Below are 15,127 nucleotides of genomic sequence, written 5' to 3' on the forward strand. Positions count from 1 at the left end.
GACGATCTCTCGATACGAGAACGTGATTCTCATTCCTGGGCATCAGGTTTTCACACCAGCCGCGTGCCGTCAACGAAGACCGGCCTCAGTGCCCTTCCGGCTGGACGCCCAGGACGTTCACCGTGACGGCCAGCAGCTGATAACAGCCGACCGTGAACAGCAGATCCAGGATCTGTTGCTCGTCGAAATGTTCCTGAAGCTGCGACCACGTGGTGTCGCTGACCGTGTGTGAATCCTCGACCTCGTCCACAGCGCGCACGACGAGCCCGTCAACCGGATCGGCGACCACACCGCCGCGGACTGCCTCGATCTCCTCGGGGGTGAGCCCGGCCCGTTCGGCGATGGGCACGTGGTGGTCCCAGAGGTACTCGGACCCACGACGGTGGACGGCTCGCAGCAACGCCACCTCACGCACCCGGGGGGACACCGTCGAGCGCAGCAGCAGGTGGGCGTTGAACTCGAGGTACGCGCGCGTGAGTGCCGGGTTGCGGAGAAGCGTGCTCACCACGTTGCCGGCGTCGCGGGGGTTGGCCCGCTCGGTCGGCAACAACGGCCTCACCGCGTCACGGACGTCGTCGTCCCAGTCCTCGGCGGGCAGCGGATCCATGCGGGGGGCGGACGTCATCCCTATTGGATCGGTTCGTCGCCGAGCACCGTGGTGCGCAACATCTCCCGCGGTGAATCGGGATCGTAGGGAGCGGCGCGGTGCAGAACACCGTTGTTGTCCCAGATCACCGTGTCGCCGACCGACCACCGGTGGCTGTACACCAGATGCGGTTGCGTGGCGCGGTCGAGCAACTCGGCCAGCAACGCCTGCCCCTCGTCACGATCCATCCCGACGACGTAGTGCGCCGAGGCGCCCAGCACGAGCGACCTGCGGCCGCTGCGATGCGTCCACACCAGGGGATGTTCGTGCGTCGGCCGAGACCGCCAACGCCTCAGTTGCTCTGCCGACGGGTCGGGGTTGACCCGACTTTGCGACGCCTCCAGCGAGTGCACGACACGAAGCTTGGCGAACCGTGCCTTGTCCTCATCGCTGAACGCTTCGTAGGCGGCGTAGGAATTCGCGAACTCGGTCTCGCCGCCACGCTCGGCCACCTGCACCGCGGACAGCACGGTGGCCTTCTGTGGGCATTCGTCACCGGTGGGTGTGCAGCCGTCGATGTGCCAGTCGAACGTCGCGCGCAGATAGGCCGCCGACGCGTTCTTCGACTTGTCCAGCGTGATCGGGTAGATGCCGGCGACCGGGTGGTGCCCGTCCGAGGAGTGGTCGACCTCCCCGAGGCGCGTGCAGAACGCCACCTGCGCTTCTGGGTCCAGGTGGAGGTTCGGGAACACCAGGACCCCGTTGTCTTCGAGCGCGTCGAGCACGGCATCGGCGAGCGAGTCGTCGTTCACGAGGCGGTCCGGATCCACGCCGACCACTTCGGCGCCGACTGATTCGGTCAGTTTGTTGATCGTCAGCAGGCTCATCGCCCGTCCTTTCCCGATTGTGTTGTTCGAAGGGGGGATCACGGAACCGGCGCACTGACGCGGTCGATGACGGCGTCGGCAGAGTCGGCGGGTTTCTGCGTACCGAAGACCTCCACGGCCATCGACACCATGATCATCGAGTAGATCAGGTGCAGCAGGTTCAGCACATCTTCAGGCAGATCGTCGAGCGGGAACTTGTCGCAGTAGTCGATCGCTTCCTCGAAGCGCGGCGAGAACGTGTCGTAGAACTGGTGGATCTCCGGCATCGGTGTGGTCAGCCGGGTCTCCCACCGCTCCGGTTCTGTTGCCAGGCACCACTTGTCGGCGAACGGTTCCAGTTCGGCGAACGCGGTGGGCAGTCGCTTGTCGGACATGCTCACACCCCGACCGGACGGCGCTCGTTGTTGTACTCCTCGACCCAGTCGACGGCCACTTTGTGCAGGTGGCGTACGAGGATCTCCTGGTCGTTGAGCGGATAGTCGTCGACTATCGGTTCGTCCAGGCCGTACTCCAGTGCGGCCTGGGTGCCACCCAGCATGCCGGCGTCCTGCAGCGCGAACTCCTTGAGAACGACCGAGGCGACCTCATGCTCGACACGCTCCCTCACCGTGGTCGCGGGGTGAAAGGCGTTGTACGCCTCGAACTTGTGCGTGTTGTGTGACGTCGGCCAATACCGGTACAGCAGGTACCACCCGTGGTAGATCAGGATCTCCAGGTTCGGGAAGATCTGGAAGTTGGTGATCCCCCACGGCTCGATGTTGCCGGGGTTCAACCCTGCCGAGAAATGCGTGTCCGGGGTGCGCCACGGTCCGACCAGACCGCTGCGGGTGGCCCGCTCGACGGGGTACATGTACTCCGGCGCGAGCAGCCAGCGTCGGGTGCCCGCGGTGGACACCAGGCGGTGCGGCCCGTCGATCTGGAAGTGCCCGCACTCGAATGTCGCGTTGGGCTGGCGCACCTCGGTCGGCACCTGCTGAGAGTGCAGCGACGGCACGTGGTAATACTCCTGGAACGCGTCGGCGAAGATCTTCCAGTTGCTGTTGTTGTGCGCGACGAAATCGTAACGCTCCGTCATCTTCTCGAACGGATAGTCGTCCAGCGCGGTGATCATCGGCCCGAGGAAGTCGCGTAGGCTCTGGCGCGGCTCCCGGTCGAGGTTGATGAAGATGAAACCGTTCCAGACATCGCAGTGCACCGGGCTCAACCCGTACTGCTGCTCGTCGAGGTCGAAGAACTCCCCGGCCTGCTGCACGAACTTCAGCTCGCCGTTGAGGCCGTAGCGCCACCCGTGGTACTTGCAGGTGAACTGGCGACAGGTGCCTTTGACCTCCTCGTTGGGATAGTCGTTCCAGACCAGTTTGTTCCCGCGGTGGCGGCAGACGTTGTGGAAGGCGCGGATCTTCTCGTCGCGTCCCTTGACGACGATGATCGATGTTCTCGCCACCTCGATTTCCTTTGTGAGGTAGCTGCCGACGCGCGGAACCTCTTCGACGCGAGCGACGTTGAGCCAGGCCCGCTTGAAGACCGCCTCCCGCTCGAGCTCGTAGAACTCCGGCGAGGTTGAATCGCGGAACGACACCGGCCCCGTCCCGAGCTCGGGATAGTGTTCCGTCCAGCTGCCCTCTTGGGGCTTAGGCCACCGGGCCATGTGAACCTCCCTGTTGTCGTGCGCTTTTCGTACGGCTGAGGACCGCGCGTTTCACGTCACATCACCGATCCGCCGTTGACCCCGAGGGTCTGACCGGTGATGAAGCCTGCCTCCTCAGAGCACAGGAACCCGACGGCGGCGGCGATGTCCTCGCCGGTGCCGAGATGGCCGACCGGGATGCTGGCCGCCATCTGCTCGTTGGGCGGTAGATGCCCTTCGGCCTGGGACTGATGCTGCATCGGCGTCTCGATGCCCGACGGCGGGATGTTGTTGACCGTGATGCCGACCGGGCCGTACTCCCGGGCAAGGGATTTTGTCAGCGAGATGAGCGCTCCCTTCGAGGCAGCGTAGTGCGCCATTCCCGGCGAGCCGCGTTGCGCGCTCGACGACGAGATCATCACGATGCGGCCCCACCCGGCTTCCAGCATGTCGGGCACCGCGACCTGCGCACAGTGGAAAGTCCCGTTGAGGTTGACGTCGATGAGACGCTGCCAGGTCTGCGGCGAGATGTCGACGAACGGTGCGAAGTCCACCAGTCCGGCACTGGTCACCAGGATGTGCACCGGCCCCAGCTCGGTGCGTACCTTGGCGAACGCTTCCTCGACTGCGGCGCGGTCGGTCACGTCCGCTGCGACCCCGAGCGCGTCCGCACCCTCGGCACGCAACTCCTCGGCCACCCGTTGTGCCGCTGCACCGTTGAGATCCAGGACCGCGACCCGGTGCCCCCGTCGGGCGAGCTCATGGCAGGTCGACTCACCCATGCCGGAGCCACCGCCGGTCACCACCGCCACGCGGCTCATCGGCTGCGCACCCTTATTCCGATCACATTCGAGCTCCTACTCATAGACCACACGGACCCTGCGGCTGGTGGGCAGCGTCTGACAGGTCAGTACCCAGCCCTCCTCGACTTCGTCGTCCTCCAGCGCGTCGTTGTTCAGCATGCGTGCACTGCCTTCGACGACGCGGGCCATACACGTTCCGCACGAACCGGTTTCACACGACGACGGGGCGCGCAACCCGGACATCCGCGCCGTCTGCAGCAACGTGTCGCCCTGGCGGTAGCTCGCCGTCGTCACGCGACGATCGAGTTCGATGACGACCTCTTCGGTGACGTCCGCGGCGTCGAGGAGCGCCTCTGGGGCGACCTCGGCCACGGTGAAACGCTCGAGGTGGAGCCGCTTGCTGGGCACGTCGGCTGACTGCAAGGCGCTCTCCACTGTCGCCATGAACGGCGCGGGCCCACAGATGTAGAAGTCTGCGTCCTCCGCACCCACGGCGAACCGTTCGACAGCCGCCGGTGTCACCACGCCCTCGTCCTCGTCATAGTGATGTTCGACGACCAACCTGTCGGCGTTGGCGTCGGCGAGGCGGGCCAGCTGCTCGGAGAAGATCACCGAGTCGCGTGCGCGGTTGGCGTAGAAGAGCTTGATACGTCGCGACGAATCGGCCAGTGCGGTCCGGACCAGCGACATGATCGGCGTGATCCCGCTGCCGCCCGCGAACGCAACCAGATCGGCGGCGGCCGAATCGCACTCCGGCAGGACGAACTTCCCGTCCGGCGGGGCGGCATGCAGCTCGGTACCCGCAACGGCGGAATCGTTGAGCCAGTTCGACACCACGCCGCCGGGATCTCGTTTGACGGTGATCTGCAGCTCGTCCTCGACCGGAGCCGACGACATCGAATAACACCGGCGCAGGTCCCTGCCGTCGACGGTGATCCGCACGGTGAGGAACTGGCCGGCCTTGTAGCGGAACTGGTGCGAGCAGTGCTCGGGCACATCCAGCACCAGTGACACCGCGTCCGAGGTCTCCCGCACGACACGCTTGACGCGCAGCGGTGCGAATCCGTCGGTGGTGCTCTCGTCGGCCATCCCGGCAATGTTATCAAGTACTTGTCATTATCCTCAAGTACTTGTCATGACCGGATTCAACGGATGGGCCTACGTCAGTTGTCGACGTGGTCTGCGAACAACTCGTGACCGGTGCCCTGCTCGACCACCCTGCCCAAGAGCTCGCGCAACGTCTTTTGCTCGTCCTTGCTCAGGACACCGAAGACCTTGTCGTGAGCGGCGATCGCGTCATGGACCACGGCGCCCGCGACCTTGCGCCCCTGGTCGGTGAGGTACGCCTGCAGAATCCGGCCGTGCTGCGGGTCCTGCTTGCGCTGGACCAGGTTCCGCCGCTCGAGCGCAGTCAGCGCGAGCTGCACACCCTGCGGGCTGATCAGCAGCCGGCGGGCGAGCTCCGCACCGGAGAGCCCCGGCTCGTTGGACAGCTGCCGCAGCACACCGATCTGGGCGGTGCTCACGCCGTGGTCACTGACCGCCTCGTTCACCGTCGTCAGCGTGAAGTAAAAGGCCTGTTTGAGCAGCCACAAGATGTTGTCGGTGAGCTCGATACCCAGCTCCGCGTCGCTGTTCATATGCGCCTCCACACCTGTGACGTTAGCTCTTGTAGATCGCGCCGTCCTTCATCACGAACTTCACGTCGAGTGTGGCCGCGATGTCCTGCGACGGATCCCCCGCCACCGCGATGACGTCGGCGAGGTAGCCCGGCGCCAGCCGGCCGAGTTCGTCATCGGCTTCGATGAGCTCGGCACTGGTGATCGTCGCCGCCCGCAACGCCTGCATCGGTGTCATGCCACGCGCAACCAGGGCGCACAACTCCTTGGCGTTCTGCCCGTGCGGCACGGCGGGCGCGTCGGTTCCACACGCGATCCGCACACCCGCCGCGATCGCCTTCGGCAGCATCGCCTGCGCCCGGGGAAAGACCTCCTCGGCCTTGCGGCGCAACTCGGGTGCGATGCGGTCGACCGCCATGGCCTCGGTGAGGTAGGTGGTCGACACCAGAAACGTGCCATGGTCGACCATCATCTGGATCGTCTCGTCGGTCGCGAGGAAACCGTGCTCGATACAGTCGATTCCGGCCCGGATACATGCACGAATCGCGCTGTCCCCCACGGCGTGCGCGGCCACCCGCACACCGGCTCGATGTGCTTCGTCGGCGATGGCCGCGAACTCGTCATCCGAGTACTGCTGTGCGCCGGGCGCAGTGCTGTGTGACATCACCCCGCCCGACGCCGACACCTTGATGAGCTTGGCGCCGTGCCGGACCTGATAGCGCACGCAGGTTCGCACGTCGTCGACGCCGTTGGCGATTCCCTCGGCGACCGACAGCGGCATGATGCCCGGAGCCAGCCGCTGGAACACCGTGGGGTCGAGGTGCCCGCCGTAGGGGGTCACAGCATGCCCCGCCGGGACGATCCGGGGCCCGACGTGCCAGCCCTGGTCAATCGCACGCTGCAGCGCCACGTCGAGCAGATAGCCGCCGGTCTTGACCATCAGGCCCAGGTTGCGCACGGTCGTGAAGCCGGCCTCGAGCGTGGTGCGCGCGTTGACCGCACCCCGTAGCGTGCGATACGCGGGGTCGTCCTGCACACCGTGCATGGGGCTGGGTAGCCCCTCGGGACCACCGGGTCCACCGATGAGCAGGTTGAGTTCCATGTCCATCAGCCCGGGCAGCAACGTGACATCGCCCAGATCGATGTCGTGGGCTGGATTATCGGGAAGCACAGCGGGGTTCACGCCGGTGATGCGGTTGCCCTCGATCACCACGACCGCGGGTGCGCGTACCTCACCGGCCTCGACGTCGGCCCAGCGCGCAGCCCGAAGGACGGTCGTGGCCGGGCCCGACGCGTCCCCGGACGAGCCGTGCTCGGTCACGGAACCGGTTCGGCGACGCAGTCCAGCGTGGTCGCTCCCGAGTCGGGCACCTTCGGTTGCTTCCAGCACTCGACCGGGAACGACACTTGGATCATCGAGTACAGCAGGTGCATCAGATTGAGTACGTCGTCGGGCAGGTCGTCGAGGCTGAACTTGTCGCAGTAGGAGATCGCCTCCTCGGCGCGTGCGGTGATCGCGTCGTAGAAGGCCTGCATCTCCCGCATCGACGTGCCGAGACGCTTGGCGTACCGCTCCTGCTCGGCGCCCAGACACCAGTCGGAATACCGCTCCAGGTCGGCGAATTCGGGTGGCAGTTTGGCTGTCATGGTGTCGGCCACGGTCACACCCCCTGTCCGACGTGCTGGGTCTTTTGCTGGTAGTCCTCGACCCACGCGGCGGTCTCCTTGTGCAGGTGGCGGATCAGCACCTCCTGATCGCAGAGCACGAAGTCCTCGAGCACCCGCGACTCGACCATCGTCTGGGTGGCCTCGAGGGTGTTGGCGTCCTGAAGCCCGTACTCCTTGAACGACACCGCGGCCAGTTCCTGGGCGATGCGTTCCCGCGGGGTGCGCGGCTGTGGGAAGTAGACGGTCCCCTCGAAGATGTGGGTGTTGTGCGAGGTCGGCCAGTAGTGATAGGTCAGGTACCAGCCCTGCCCCCAAAACAGGATGACGAAGTTCGGGAACAGCTGGAACGAGTCCAGGCCCCACGGGTCACACTTCGCCGGGTTGAGGCCGACCGGCATCTCCCCGAGATCCGGCTTGTCCCAGGGCCCGAAGAGTCCGCTCTGGCAGATGTCCTCGATCGGCTTGCGCATCTCGTCGGGCATCTCCCAGGCCCGCACACCCGAGGTGCTCACCAGGCGGTGCGGCCCTTCGATGCGGTAGTGGGGTGCCTCGAATCCGGCTTCCGCGGCGGCCTTCGAGTAGGCGGTCGGCGACTGGTTCGCATGCAGTACCGGCGCGTGGTAGAACTCCTGGAACGCGTCCATGTAGAGCTTCCAGTTCGCCTTGACCTCGGAGCGGTAGTGGAAGCGCGACGTCATCCTGTCGAACGGATAGCCTTCGAGATCGGTGATCATCGGCCCGAGGAAGTCCCGCAGCGTCTGCTCCGGTTCCGGTGCGAAGTTGACGAAGATGAAGCCTTCCCAGACCTCGCAGTGCACCGGGACCAGCCCGTAGCGGCTCTTGTCGAGGTCGAAGAATTCGCCCTCCTGCTGCACGAACGTCAGGTTGCCGTCCAGGTCGTAGCGCCATGCGTGGTACTTGCAGGTGAACTGCCGGCAGACGCCGCTGGTCTCCTCGAGCGGCATGTCATTCCACACGAGCTTGTTGCCGCGGTGCCTGCAGATGTTGTGGTACGCCTTCACCTCACCCGACCCGATTCCCCGGTCGCTTCGCTCCTGCCCGCCGGACGCGGTCCGCACCACGATGATCGAGGTGTTGGCGACCTTCAGTTCCTTGGTGAAGTAACTGCCCTTGCGGGGGATCTGTTCGACACGGCCCACATTGAGCCATGCGCGCTTGAAGACCGCCTTGCGTTCGACTTCGTAGAACTCCGGGTCGATCGAGTCCTCGTAGGACACCGGCCCGGTCCCCAGCTGCGGGTAGTGCTCAGTCCAGCTGCCTTCTGGCGGTTTGGGAAATCGGGCCATGGTCGTCTCCTGTTGACTTCATTCACTGTCGGGGCCGCCCGCTCGCGAAGCGCCGGACGAGTCTCTGAGGCAAACAAGCACGCACAGCTGCCTTTTCGCCATTTCGGAGGAGACGGCAGTTTCGACGGTATATGCTTGCCCAGGCAATCGCAAGTAGTTGATATTGAGCGGAACGTCAGGACGGAGACAGGCGGCGTGGGTTACGACGAGCTGTTCATCGGCGGCGCATGGCGCAAGCCCAGCACCGATCAGCGCATCGAGATCGTCTCGCCCCATACCGAGACGCACGTCGCACGGGTGGCCGCCGCCGCACCGGCCGACGTGGACCTGGCGGTTCAGTCCGCGCGGGCCGCGTTCGACAGCGGCCCGTGGCCCAGGACCTCTCCGGCAGAACGCATCGATGCGGTGCTCGGACTCGCCGAGATCTACGGCGGGCGTCGGGCCGACATGGCGGCGCTGATCACCTCCGAGATCGGCGCGCCCATCAGCTTCGCCCAGCGGGCGCAGGTGGCGCTGCCGTGGACGATGATGAGCGCGTTCTGCGATGTGGCGCAATCGTATCCGTGGCAGGAGGCGCGGCCCGGGCGCTACGGCTCCGACATCACGATCCTGCGCCAGCCGGTCGGCGTCGTCGCGGCCATCGTCCCGTGGAACATGCCGCAGTTCCTGATCGTCACGAAGCTGGTCCCGGCGCTACTGGCCGGGTGCGCCGTGATCCTCAAGCCGGCACCCGAATCGCCGCTCAACGCGCTGCTGCTCGCCGAGCTCATCACCGAGGCGGGGCTGCCGCCTGGCGTCGTGAGCGTGCTGCCCGGCGACGGTGCCGTCGGCGAGCACCTGGTCAGACACCCGGGGGTGGACAAGGTGTCCTTTACCGGTTCGACTGCCGCAGGCAGAGCCGTGGCCGCGGCCTGCGCCGCCGACCTGCGCCGGGTCAGCCTCGAACTCGGCGGCAAGTCGGCTGCGATCGTGCTCGACGACGCGGATCCGGCCACCGTCGCGACCGGCGTGCGGTCGGCCAGCCTGAGCAACAGTGGTCAGATCTGCAACGCGCTGACCCGGATTCTGGTGCCACGAACCCGCGCAACCGAATTCACCGACGCACTGGCAGCCGAGGTGAGTGCGCTCGTCGTCGGCGACCCGACAGACAGCGGGACACAGGTCGGGCCACTCGTCGCGCAGCGGCAGCAGCAGCGTGTCGCCGGATACCTCGAGCAGGGGGTACGCGACGGCGCCCGCATCGTAACCGGCGGTAGCGGTACGCCCGACGGCTGCGACCGCGGGTGGTACGTCAAGCCCACCCTGTTCGACCAGGCGGACAATTCGATGGCCATCGCCCGCGAGGAGATCTTCGGCCCGGTGCTGACCGTCATCGCCTATGACGACGAAGACGAGGCGGTGGCCATCGCCAATGACTCGGACTACGGGCTGGCCGGATCGGTGTTCACCGCGGACACCGACCGCGGAATGGCCATCGCCGCCGCGATCCGCACCGGCACCTTCGGCGTCAACCAGGGCTACACGATGGACCCGTTCGCACCGTTCGGCGGGGTGAAGGCCAGTGGATACGGGCGAGAGCTCGGCCCCGAGGGCATTGACGGCTACACCGACAGCAAATCGATATCCATCGCAGCGAAAAAGGATCCGGCCGCCGCAGCGGCGGGAAAGGGAGCGTGACGCTGTGACGACACTGCAGACCCGCGAACCGAATTTCGCCCGCCCGGTCGCTCCGCACCGGGCACGGATCTACCTCGGCGTCGGGCTGCTGACCGGGGTGGTTTTCCTGGGGATGACGATCGGCGTGCAGTTCGGGCTGATCACACCGAGCTTCACCGCCGACGTCATCGCCAACCTGCTCTTCGGTGTCCCGGTGATCTTGGTTCCGCTGGTCATCCTGTGGGACGCACCGGGCGAGAACCGAACACGGCTCGACAAGGCCGCCGAGCTCACACTGTTCTACCTGCCCTACACGGCATGCAGCCAGATCGGCTACGAGTTGATGTTCCTGATCGGCCATCCGCTCGGCTGGTGGACGCCGACGACGGACCCCGGCTGGAAGTGGTTGTGGTGGCAGTACGCGCTGGCCGACACTCGCTACGTCAGCGGAAACCCGTGGATATTCGCGCTCGAGGTGGTCGGCGTGGTCACCGGCGTCATCGTGTTCGTCATGTGGACGAGGTTGATCAAGGTGGATCTGTCCACGGAGTCCCGGATCCGTTGCCTCTGGGGCGCCTTCGCCGGCTGCGCTGTTCTGATGAGCAGCACCGCGGTGTACTTCCTGTCCGAGGTGGGCGCCGGCTTCGAGAACATCGGCCAGGACGGATATGGCCTGGGCTTCAAATTCATCGCCGAGAACGTGCCGTTCATCGTGCTGCCACCGCTGGTGCTCTACGCGATCTACCTTCAGATCGACTACCTCACGCGGCGGGCAGGGCAGGCGGGGTTCGCTATGCAGGCAGACCGAGGATTCGTCGAGCGATGACGTTGCGCTGACCGGTCGCCCGCTATTTCAAGCAGCTGCCCAGATCGATGGGCATCGCGACCCCGGTGACGAAGCGGGAGTCGTCGGAGGCGAAGAACATCACGGCGTTGGTGATGTCTTCGGCCTCGACCCACGGCCGCGGCATGGTGTGGAACATCTGGCAGATGGGCGCGATGTCGTCGGGGCCAGGGTTCTCCAGATCCGGCCGGAATAGGTCGAACGTCTGCTGGTTCATCACCAGCGGGGTGTCGACGTGGGTGGGATGCACGCTGTTCACCCGAATCATGTGCTGTCCCAGCTCGACCGCGCAGGATCGCATCAGGCCGACCACTCCGTGTTTCGCCGAAACATATTGACCCATCTGCGGATACGCTTTCAGGCCAGCGACCGAGCTGGTCAACACGATTGACCCGCCCAGCCCTCCGGCGATCATGTGTGGAATGCCCGCCTTCACGGTTTTCCATACGCCGGTGAGGTTGATGTCCATCATGGCCTGCCACACAGGTTCTTCCAGCATCTCGATGGTCTGGCCTCCGTTGCCGATGCCGGCGTTGGCCAAGATGATGTCCAGCCTGCCGAATTCGGCGACCCCGCGGTCCACGACAGATTTCATGGCGTCGAAGTCACGGACGTCGGCCTCTTCGGCGATGATGCGCCGACCAAGCGCCTCGACCCTTTCCTTCGTCTCCAACAGGTCTCCGGGCGAGGCGAGTTCCAGCTGACAGTGGTCGACGTTCTTGCAGATGTCGATCGCGATGATGTCGGCGCCCTCTTCAGCGAGTTTCAGCACGTGGCTGCGCCCCTGTCCGCGGGCTGCACCCGTGACAAAAGCGACCTTTCCCTCTACCCGTCCGGCCATTTCAAGGTCCCTTCGTTGTCATACCCGTGCAGGCATGCTGTCCCAGCCGCGCACTGTGGAGGACGAGGAAAACACCGCACTGTCGAGATCCACCTCCCAGTCCGGGAATCGGTTCATGATCTCGTCCAACGCAATTCGCCCCTCGATGCGCGCCAATGCGTTGCCGAGGCAATAGTGGGCACCTATTCCGAATGACAGATGCTGACGGGGCGAGCGGGTGATATCGAAGGTGTCCGCGTCGTCGCCGAAGCGACGTTCGTCGCGGTTGGCCGCGCCGATCAACGTGAGAATGCTGCTCCCCTCGGGCACCGTTGTGCCGTGTAGCTGGACATCGCGCGTGACGTATCGCGCGGCCTGGAGTGCGGGCGGCTCGAATCTCAACATCTCTTCGATAGCGCCCGGCAGCAGAGTGCGATCGGCTACCAACCGCGCGCGTTGCGCAGGATGTTCGGACAACAGCTTGCCCGCCCAACCGATCAGTCGGGTTGTGGTCTCCGCGCCTGCCACCGCAACCAGGTTCATGAACATCAGCAGTTCTTCTCGTCGCAATTTTCTGGTGCTGCCCGTCTCGTCCTCGAACTCCGCATGGAGCAACTCGGTCGTCAAGTCATCAGCCGGATGGTCGGCGCGCCAGTCGATGAAGTCGGCGAACACCTGGCCATCCGTAATCGCACCGTCCGGGTTGTCCGTCATCTGGCCACCGCGCTCGGTACGCACGAACTTCTCGCCGTCCTCCTGCACAAGACGCTGGTAGTCCTCGGGAATTCCGAACAGCATGCCGACCACCCGCAGCGGCATCACCGCCCCGAGCTGCTCGACGAAGTCGAACCGGTCACCACCTACCAACGGGTCCAGACACCGGGCGGTGAACTCGCGGATCTTCGGTTCAAGGCCGCTGATCTTGCGGGGCGTGAAGGCCCGCGACAGCAGACCTCGATGGAAGTCGTGGACCGGCGGATCCTCGAAGACCAGCAGGCCCGATGGGATCTCGATGCCCGACTTGATGATCTCGAGAACCGCGCCGCGGGCGGAGCTGAACGACTGGTGGTCTACCAGGACGCGGCTGGCGTCATCGAACCGGCTCACCGCATAGAAGTCGTGGACCTCGTTGTAGTACAGCGGGGCGTCATCGCGGAAACGTTTGAACGTGGGATACGGATCCGCATTGAGCTCAGCGTCCCAGGGGTCGTAGGCCAACTGGCCTGCTGGAGCAATGGACACAGTCACCTTTCAGAAACTCAGGCCGTGCTTCTCGAAATGCTTTGCCAGCGCCTGCATGTACCCGTCTCCGTGGAAGGGCCCACGCGCGCCTATCGCCGCCTCCAAGAACGGGCCGTACTCTTCGTCGTTCACATATGTCGACCAGTGCACGATCTCAGCGTCCTCGTTGGTATCGACGAAGCTGATCGAATAGAAGCCCATCACCTTGCCGTCGTTGACGTTCGTTCCCTCCCACCGGTAACGCATGACGAAACCGTTCTCGGCCGGCCAGCATTTGTAATCGACAGGCTTCCAATCGGGGAAGGTGATGCCGTACGCCTTGGCCTCCACGGTGGCAGCGGTATCCCAGTGCGTCGCCACGTCCTTGAGTACCAGTTCCTGCCCGGCAACGAAGTACGGCGAGGTGTAGACAGCGTCGTCGGTGAACACCCACTCGTCGTAGGTCTCGCCCTGCTGCACCTTCTGCAACACGTACTTGTCCCGGTAGCTCTCGGCCATACGGCGGTGTTTCGCGATGCGCTCTTCCAGCTTCATTCCGAGAGGTCTCCTTCGACCCTTTGAAAGGTCTTGCATTTTCGGCGATTTAGAGGGGATGCGGCACGCGGAGGCGCCGCGTCATCCCACAATATACAAACTCGTCTCTTTTATACAAGAGCGTATATGAACTGTGCGGCGTAGCCGAGCCATCCGGAACACAACCTGGAAGGATCAAGCCGTGGCAGAACGATGGACGCGGCAGCGGCGCATGGAACACACCCGGAGCCTGCTGCTCGATGCAGCGCAGGAAGTCTTCGCGAAGCAGGGTTTCGGCGGTGCCGCGCTCGACGACATCGCCGAGGTCGCGGGTTATACGCGCGGGGCGATCTACTCCCACTTCGGCACCAAGGAGGAACTCTTCCTCGCCGTGATCGAACGCCACATCAATCGCTTCCTGGACAGCTTCGCCGATGTGATCGAATCGTTCGAGGGCCTGGACACTCTCGACGTCGAACGGCTTGCCGAGAAGTGGCGTGACCTCACCATCGCGGGGCCGGACAGCGCAGCGCTGGGTTACGAGTTCTCGCTATTCCTTCTGCGCAATCCCGACGCCCGCGACCGACTGACCGCCCAGCGCGAGGAGGCGGTGAGTTCGCTCGCGAACTACATCACCATCCACATCGACCGCTTGGGCGGCGAACTCCAGATGCCTGCAGAAACCCTCGCGCGACTGCTCATCGCCAGCAATGAAGGCATCACGATCTTCGGGCACATCGATGGTGACGACCTGTTCGGACCCTTTCTGCAGATGGTGATGGCCAACGTATCGCCCAAGCCCGCCCCACCCACAAGGCCTCGCCGACGGGCCGACCGAGCGTCGCCGACGTAGCCTGGAACGTCAGGATATCGATCCGCGTCAGGGCAGCTTGATCGCTGACATGTACATCTCGATCACTGGACGGTAGAGGTCGACATCGTCGAGTTCGCTTCCCAGCACCACAGAATCGCTGGTGGCGACCAGCACCTGAGCCAAGGTCAGCGGCTCGATCAGCAGGGACCCACCGAGCCGGTCGATGCCCTCGACGATGAATTTCGCGAGCGCCTCCACGACCTCTGACCGCTTCTCCGCGACGCGCTCGCGCGCATCAGGATTGCGGAGCAGGTAGAGCGCGAACTCATGCCCGAGTGCGGCGTGCTCGGCGCCGCGGTCACGGCTGAGGTGCCGCCAGCGCGCGGCGATCTCGTCGAGCTCTCTCGATCCGACCTGCTCCGCGGACGCCATGACCTCGGCGAAGTTGTCGAAGTAGCGGCGCCAGTACCGGTCACTCACGGCCAGGAACAGGTCTTCCTTCGTGGCGAAGTGCTTGTAGATGGCGCCTTTGGTGTAGCCCGCCGCGTGCGCGATGTCGTCGAGAGTGGCCGGCGCGAAGCCCTTTTCCGCGAAGACATCCTCAGCGGCGTCCAGCAGCAGCGAACGCGTGTGCTCCAGACGTCGTTCCCGCGTCCAGCGCTCCACCATGCCGAAAGTGTGCCACAGAATCTGAGAAACCCTCTGGACATTCAGATACTGATTGGTATATTTCCGAGCTGG

At 64.8% G+C, this 15,127-nt stretch carries 17 protein-coding genes; 3 read left to right on the plus strand and 14 right to left on the minus strand.

Translation table 11 applies throughout. The features are described 5' to 3' along the window. Positions 1-85: 85 nt before the first annotated feature. From G6N53_RS23855 to G6N53_RS23900, 10 genes are all read right to left on the minus strand, one after another. Positions 86-625 carry a carboxymuconolactone decarboxylase family protein gene (locus tag G6N53_RS23855; protein ID WP_205390446.1) on the minus strand — a complete coding sequence of 180 codons (540 nt, stop codon included), beginning with the start codon at positions 623-625 and terminating at the stop codon, positions 86-88. 2 nt (positions 626-627) lie between these two features. Continuing rightward, positions 628-1,473, minus strand: coding sequence for a TauD/TfdA dioxygenase family protein (locus tag G6N53_RS23860; protein WP_163893078.1), 846 nt, complete (start codon positions 1,471-1,473; stop codon positions 628-630). A 38-nt stretch (positions 1,474-1,511) separates the two neighbouring features. Then, on the minus strand, positions 1,512-1,847 hold the full coding sequence (locus tag G6N53_RS23865; protein ID WP_163893081.1) for a hypothetical protein: 336 nt from the start codon (positions 1,845-1,847) through the stop codon (positions 1,512-1,514). Between the two features lie 2 nt (positions 1,848-1,849). Beyond that, positions 1,850-3,121: an aromatic ring-hydroxylating oxygenase subunit alpha gene (locus tag G6N53_RS23870; protein ID WP_163893084.1), complete on the minus strand. Its 1,272-nt coding sequence runs from the start codon at positions 3,119-3,121 to the stop codon at positions 1,850-1,852. 56 nt (positions 3,122-3,177) lie between these two features. Beyond that, positions 3,178-3,921, minus strand: a complete 744-nt coding sequence (locus G6N53_RS23875) for an SDR family NAD(P)-dependent oxidoreductase (RefSeq protein ID WP_163893088.1) — start codon at positions 3,919-3,921, stop codon at positions 3,178-3,180. A 36-nt stretch (positions 3,922-3,957) separates the two neighbouring features. Further along, complete coding sequence (locus G6N53_RS23880) at positions 3,958-4,992, minus strand: ferredoxin--NADP reductase (protein WP_163893091.1); 1,035 nt, start codon at positions 4,990-4,992, stop codon at positions 3,958-3,960. Positions 4,993-5,066: 74 nt separating this feature from the next. Beyond that, positions 5,067-5,519: a MarR family winged helix-turn-helix transcriptional regulator gene (locus tag G6N53_RS23885; RefSeq protein WP_163896319.1), complete on the minus strand. Its 453-nt coding sequence runs from the start codon at positions 5,517-5,519 to the stop codon at positions 5,067-5,069. A gap of 46 nt (positions 5,520-5,565) precedes the next feature. Then, positions 5,566-6,843 (minus strand): metal-dependent hydrolase family protein, encoded by a 1,278-nt coding sequence (locus G6N53_RS23890; RefSeq protein WP_163893094.1) that lies wholly within the window; start codon positions 6,841-6,843, stop codon positions 5,566-5,568. After that, entirely contained in the window at positions 6,840-7,169 is a 330-nt protein-coding gene (locus G6N53_RS23895; protein ID WP_163896321.1) for a hypothetical protein, read from the minus strand. Before G6N53_RS23895 ends, G6N53_RS23890 begins: the two co-directional genes overlap by 4 nt. A gap of 14 nt (positions 7,170-7,183) precedes the next feature. Next, positions 7,184-8,497, minus strand: a complete 1,314-nt coding sequence (locus G6N53_RS23900) for an aromatic ring-hydroxylating oxygenase subunit alpha (protein ID WP_163893097.1) — start codon at positions 8,495-8,497, stop codon at positions 7,184-7,186. A 195-nt stretch (positions 8,498-8,692) separates the two neighbouring features. On the opposite strand from G6N53_RS23900, the gene G6N53_RS23905 reads away from it, so the two are divergent. Continuing rightward, positions 8,693-10,174: an aldehyde dehydrogenase gene (locus G6N53_RS23905; RefSeq protein WP_163893101.1), complete on the plus strand. Its 1,482-nt coding sequence runs from the start codon at positions 8,693-8,695 to the stop codon at positions 10,172-10,174. 4 nt (positions 10,175-10,178) lie between these two features. Beyond that, positions 10,179-10,979, plus strand: a complete 801-nt coding sequence (locus tag G6N53_RS23910; protein ID WP_163893104.1) for an emopamil-binding protein — start codon at positions 10,179-10,181, stop codon at positions 10,977-10,979. Positions 10,980-11,001: 22 nt separating this feature from the next. On the opposite strand, the gene G6N53_RS23915 is transcribed toward G6N53_RS23910, so the two are convergent. From G6N53_RS23915 to G6N53_RS23925, 3 genes are read right to left on the minus strand one after another with little or no spacing between them, the layout of a single operon-like run. Further along, on the minus strand, positions 11,002-11,838 hold the full coding sequence (locus G6N53_RS23915) for a mycofactocin-coupled SDR family oxidoreductase (protein WP_163893107.1): 837 nt from the start codon (positions 11,836-11,838) through the stop codon (positions 11,002-11,004). 18 nt (positions 11,839-11,856) lie between these two features. Further along, the gene (locus G6N53_RS23920) at positions 11,857-13,065 is read right to left on the minus strand and encodes a cytochrome P450 (RefSeq protein WP_205390447.1); all 1,209 of its coding nucleotides are present in this window, start codon (positions 13,063-13,065) and stop codon (positions 11,857-11,859) included. A 3-nt stretch (positions 13,066-13,068) separates the two neighbouring features. Continuing rightward, complete coding sequence (locus G6N53_RS23925) at positions 13,069-13,593, minus strand: hypothetical protein (RefSeq protein WP_163893114.1); 525 nt, start codon at positions 13,591-13,593, stop codon at positions 13,069-13,071. A gap of 181 nt (positions 13,594-13,774) precedes the next feature. Here G6N53_RS23925 and G6N53_RS23930 point away from each other — a divergent pair, with 181 nt between their 5' ends. Next, a complete protein-coding gene (locus tag G6N53_RS23930) occupies positions 13,775-14,425 on the plus strand; it encodes a TetR/AcrR family transcriptional regulator (protein WP_163893117.1) in 651 nt (216 codons plus the stop codon). 27 nt (positions 14,426-14,452) lie between these two features. On the opposite strand, the gene G6N53_RS23935 is transcribed toward G6N53_RS23930, so the two are convergent. Then, positions 14,453-15,055, minus strand: a complete 603-nt coding sequence (locus G6N53_RS23935; protein ID WP_163893120.1) for a TetR/AcrR family transcriptional regulator — start codon at positions 15,053-15,055, stop codon at positions 14,453-14,455. Positions 15,056-15,127: the final 72 nt, after the last annotated feature.

Origin of the sequence: Mycolicibacterium hippocampi, assembly GCF_010723735.1 — a bacterium.
Lineage (GTDB): Bacteria > Actinomycetota > Actinomycetes > Mycobacteriales > Mycobacteriaceae > Mycobacterium > Mycobacterium hippocampi.

Bases quoted from the DNA above. Each gene is read 5' to 3' on its own strand.
- G6N53_RS23900 (WP_163893097.1), bottom strand. From the start codon at position 8,497: ATGGCCCGATTTCCCAAACCGCCAGAAGGCAGCTGGACTGAGCACTAC.
- G6N53_RS23855 (WP_205390446.1), bottom strand. From the start codon at position 625: ATGACGTCCGCCCCCCGCATGGATCCGCTGCCCGCCGAGGACTGGGAC.
- G6N53_RS23915 (WP_163893107.1), bottom strand. From the start codon at position 11,838: ATGGCCGGACGGGTAGAGGGAAAGGTCGCTTTTGTCACGGGTGCAGCC.
- G6N53_RS23935 (WP_163893120.1), bottom strand. From the start codon at position 15,055: ATGGTGGAGCGCTGGACGCGGGAACGACGTCTGGAGCACACGCGTTCG.
- G6N53_RS23870 (WP_163893084.1), bottom strand. From the start codon at position 3,121: ATGGCCCGGTGGCCTAAGCCCCAAGAGGGCAGCTGGACGGAACACTAT.
- G6N53_RS23895 (WP_163896321.1), bottom strand. From the start codon at position 7,169: ATGACAGCCAAACTGCCACCCGAATTCGCCGACCTGGAGCGGTATTCC.
- G6N53_RS23875 (WP_163893088.1), bottom strand. From the start codon at position 3,921: ATGAGCCGCGTGGCGGTGGTGACCGGCGGTGGCTCCGGCATGGGTGAG.
- G6N53_RS23865 (WP_163893081.1), bottom strand. From the start codon at position 1,847: ATGTCCGACAAGCGACTGCCCACCGCGTTCGCCGAACTGGAACCGTTC.
- G6N53_RS23925 (WP_163893114.1), bottom strand. From the start codon at position 13,593: ATGAAGCTGGAAGAGCGCATCGCGAAACACCGCCGTATGGCCGAGAGC.
- G6N53_RS23860 (WP_163893078.1), bottom strand. From the start codon at position 1,473: ATGAGCCTGCTGACGATCAACAAACTGACCGAATCAGTCGGCGCCGAA.
- G6N53_RS23880 (WP_163893091.1), bottom strand. From the start codon at position 4,992: ATGGCCGACGAGAGCACCACCGACGGATTCGCACCGCTGCGCGTCAAG.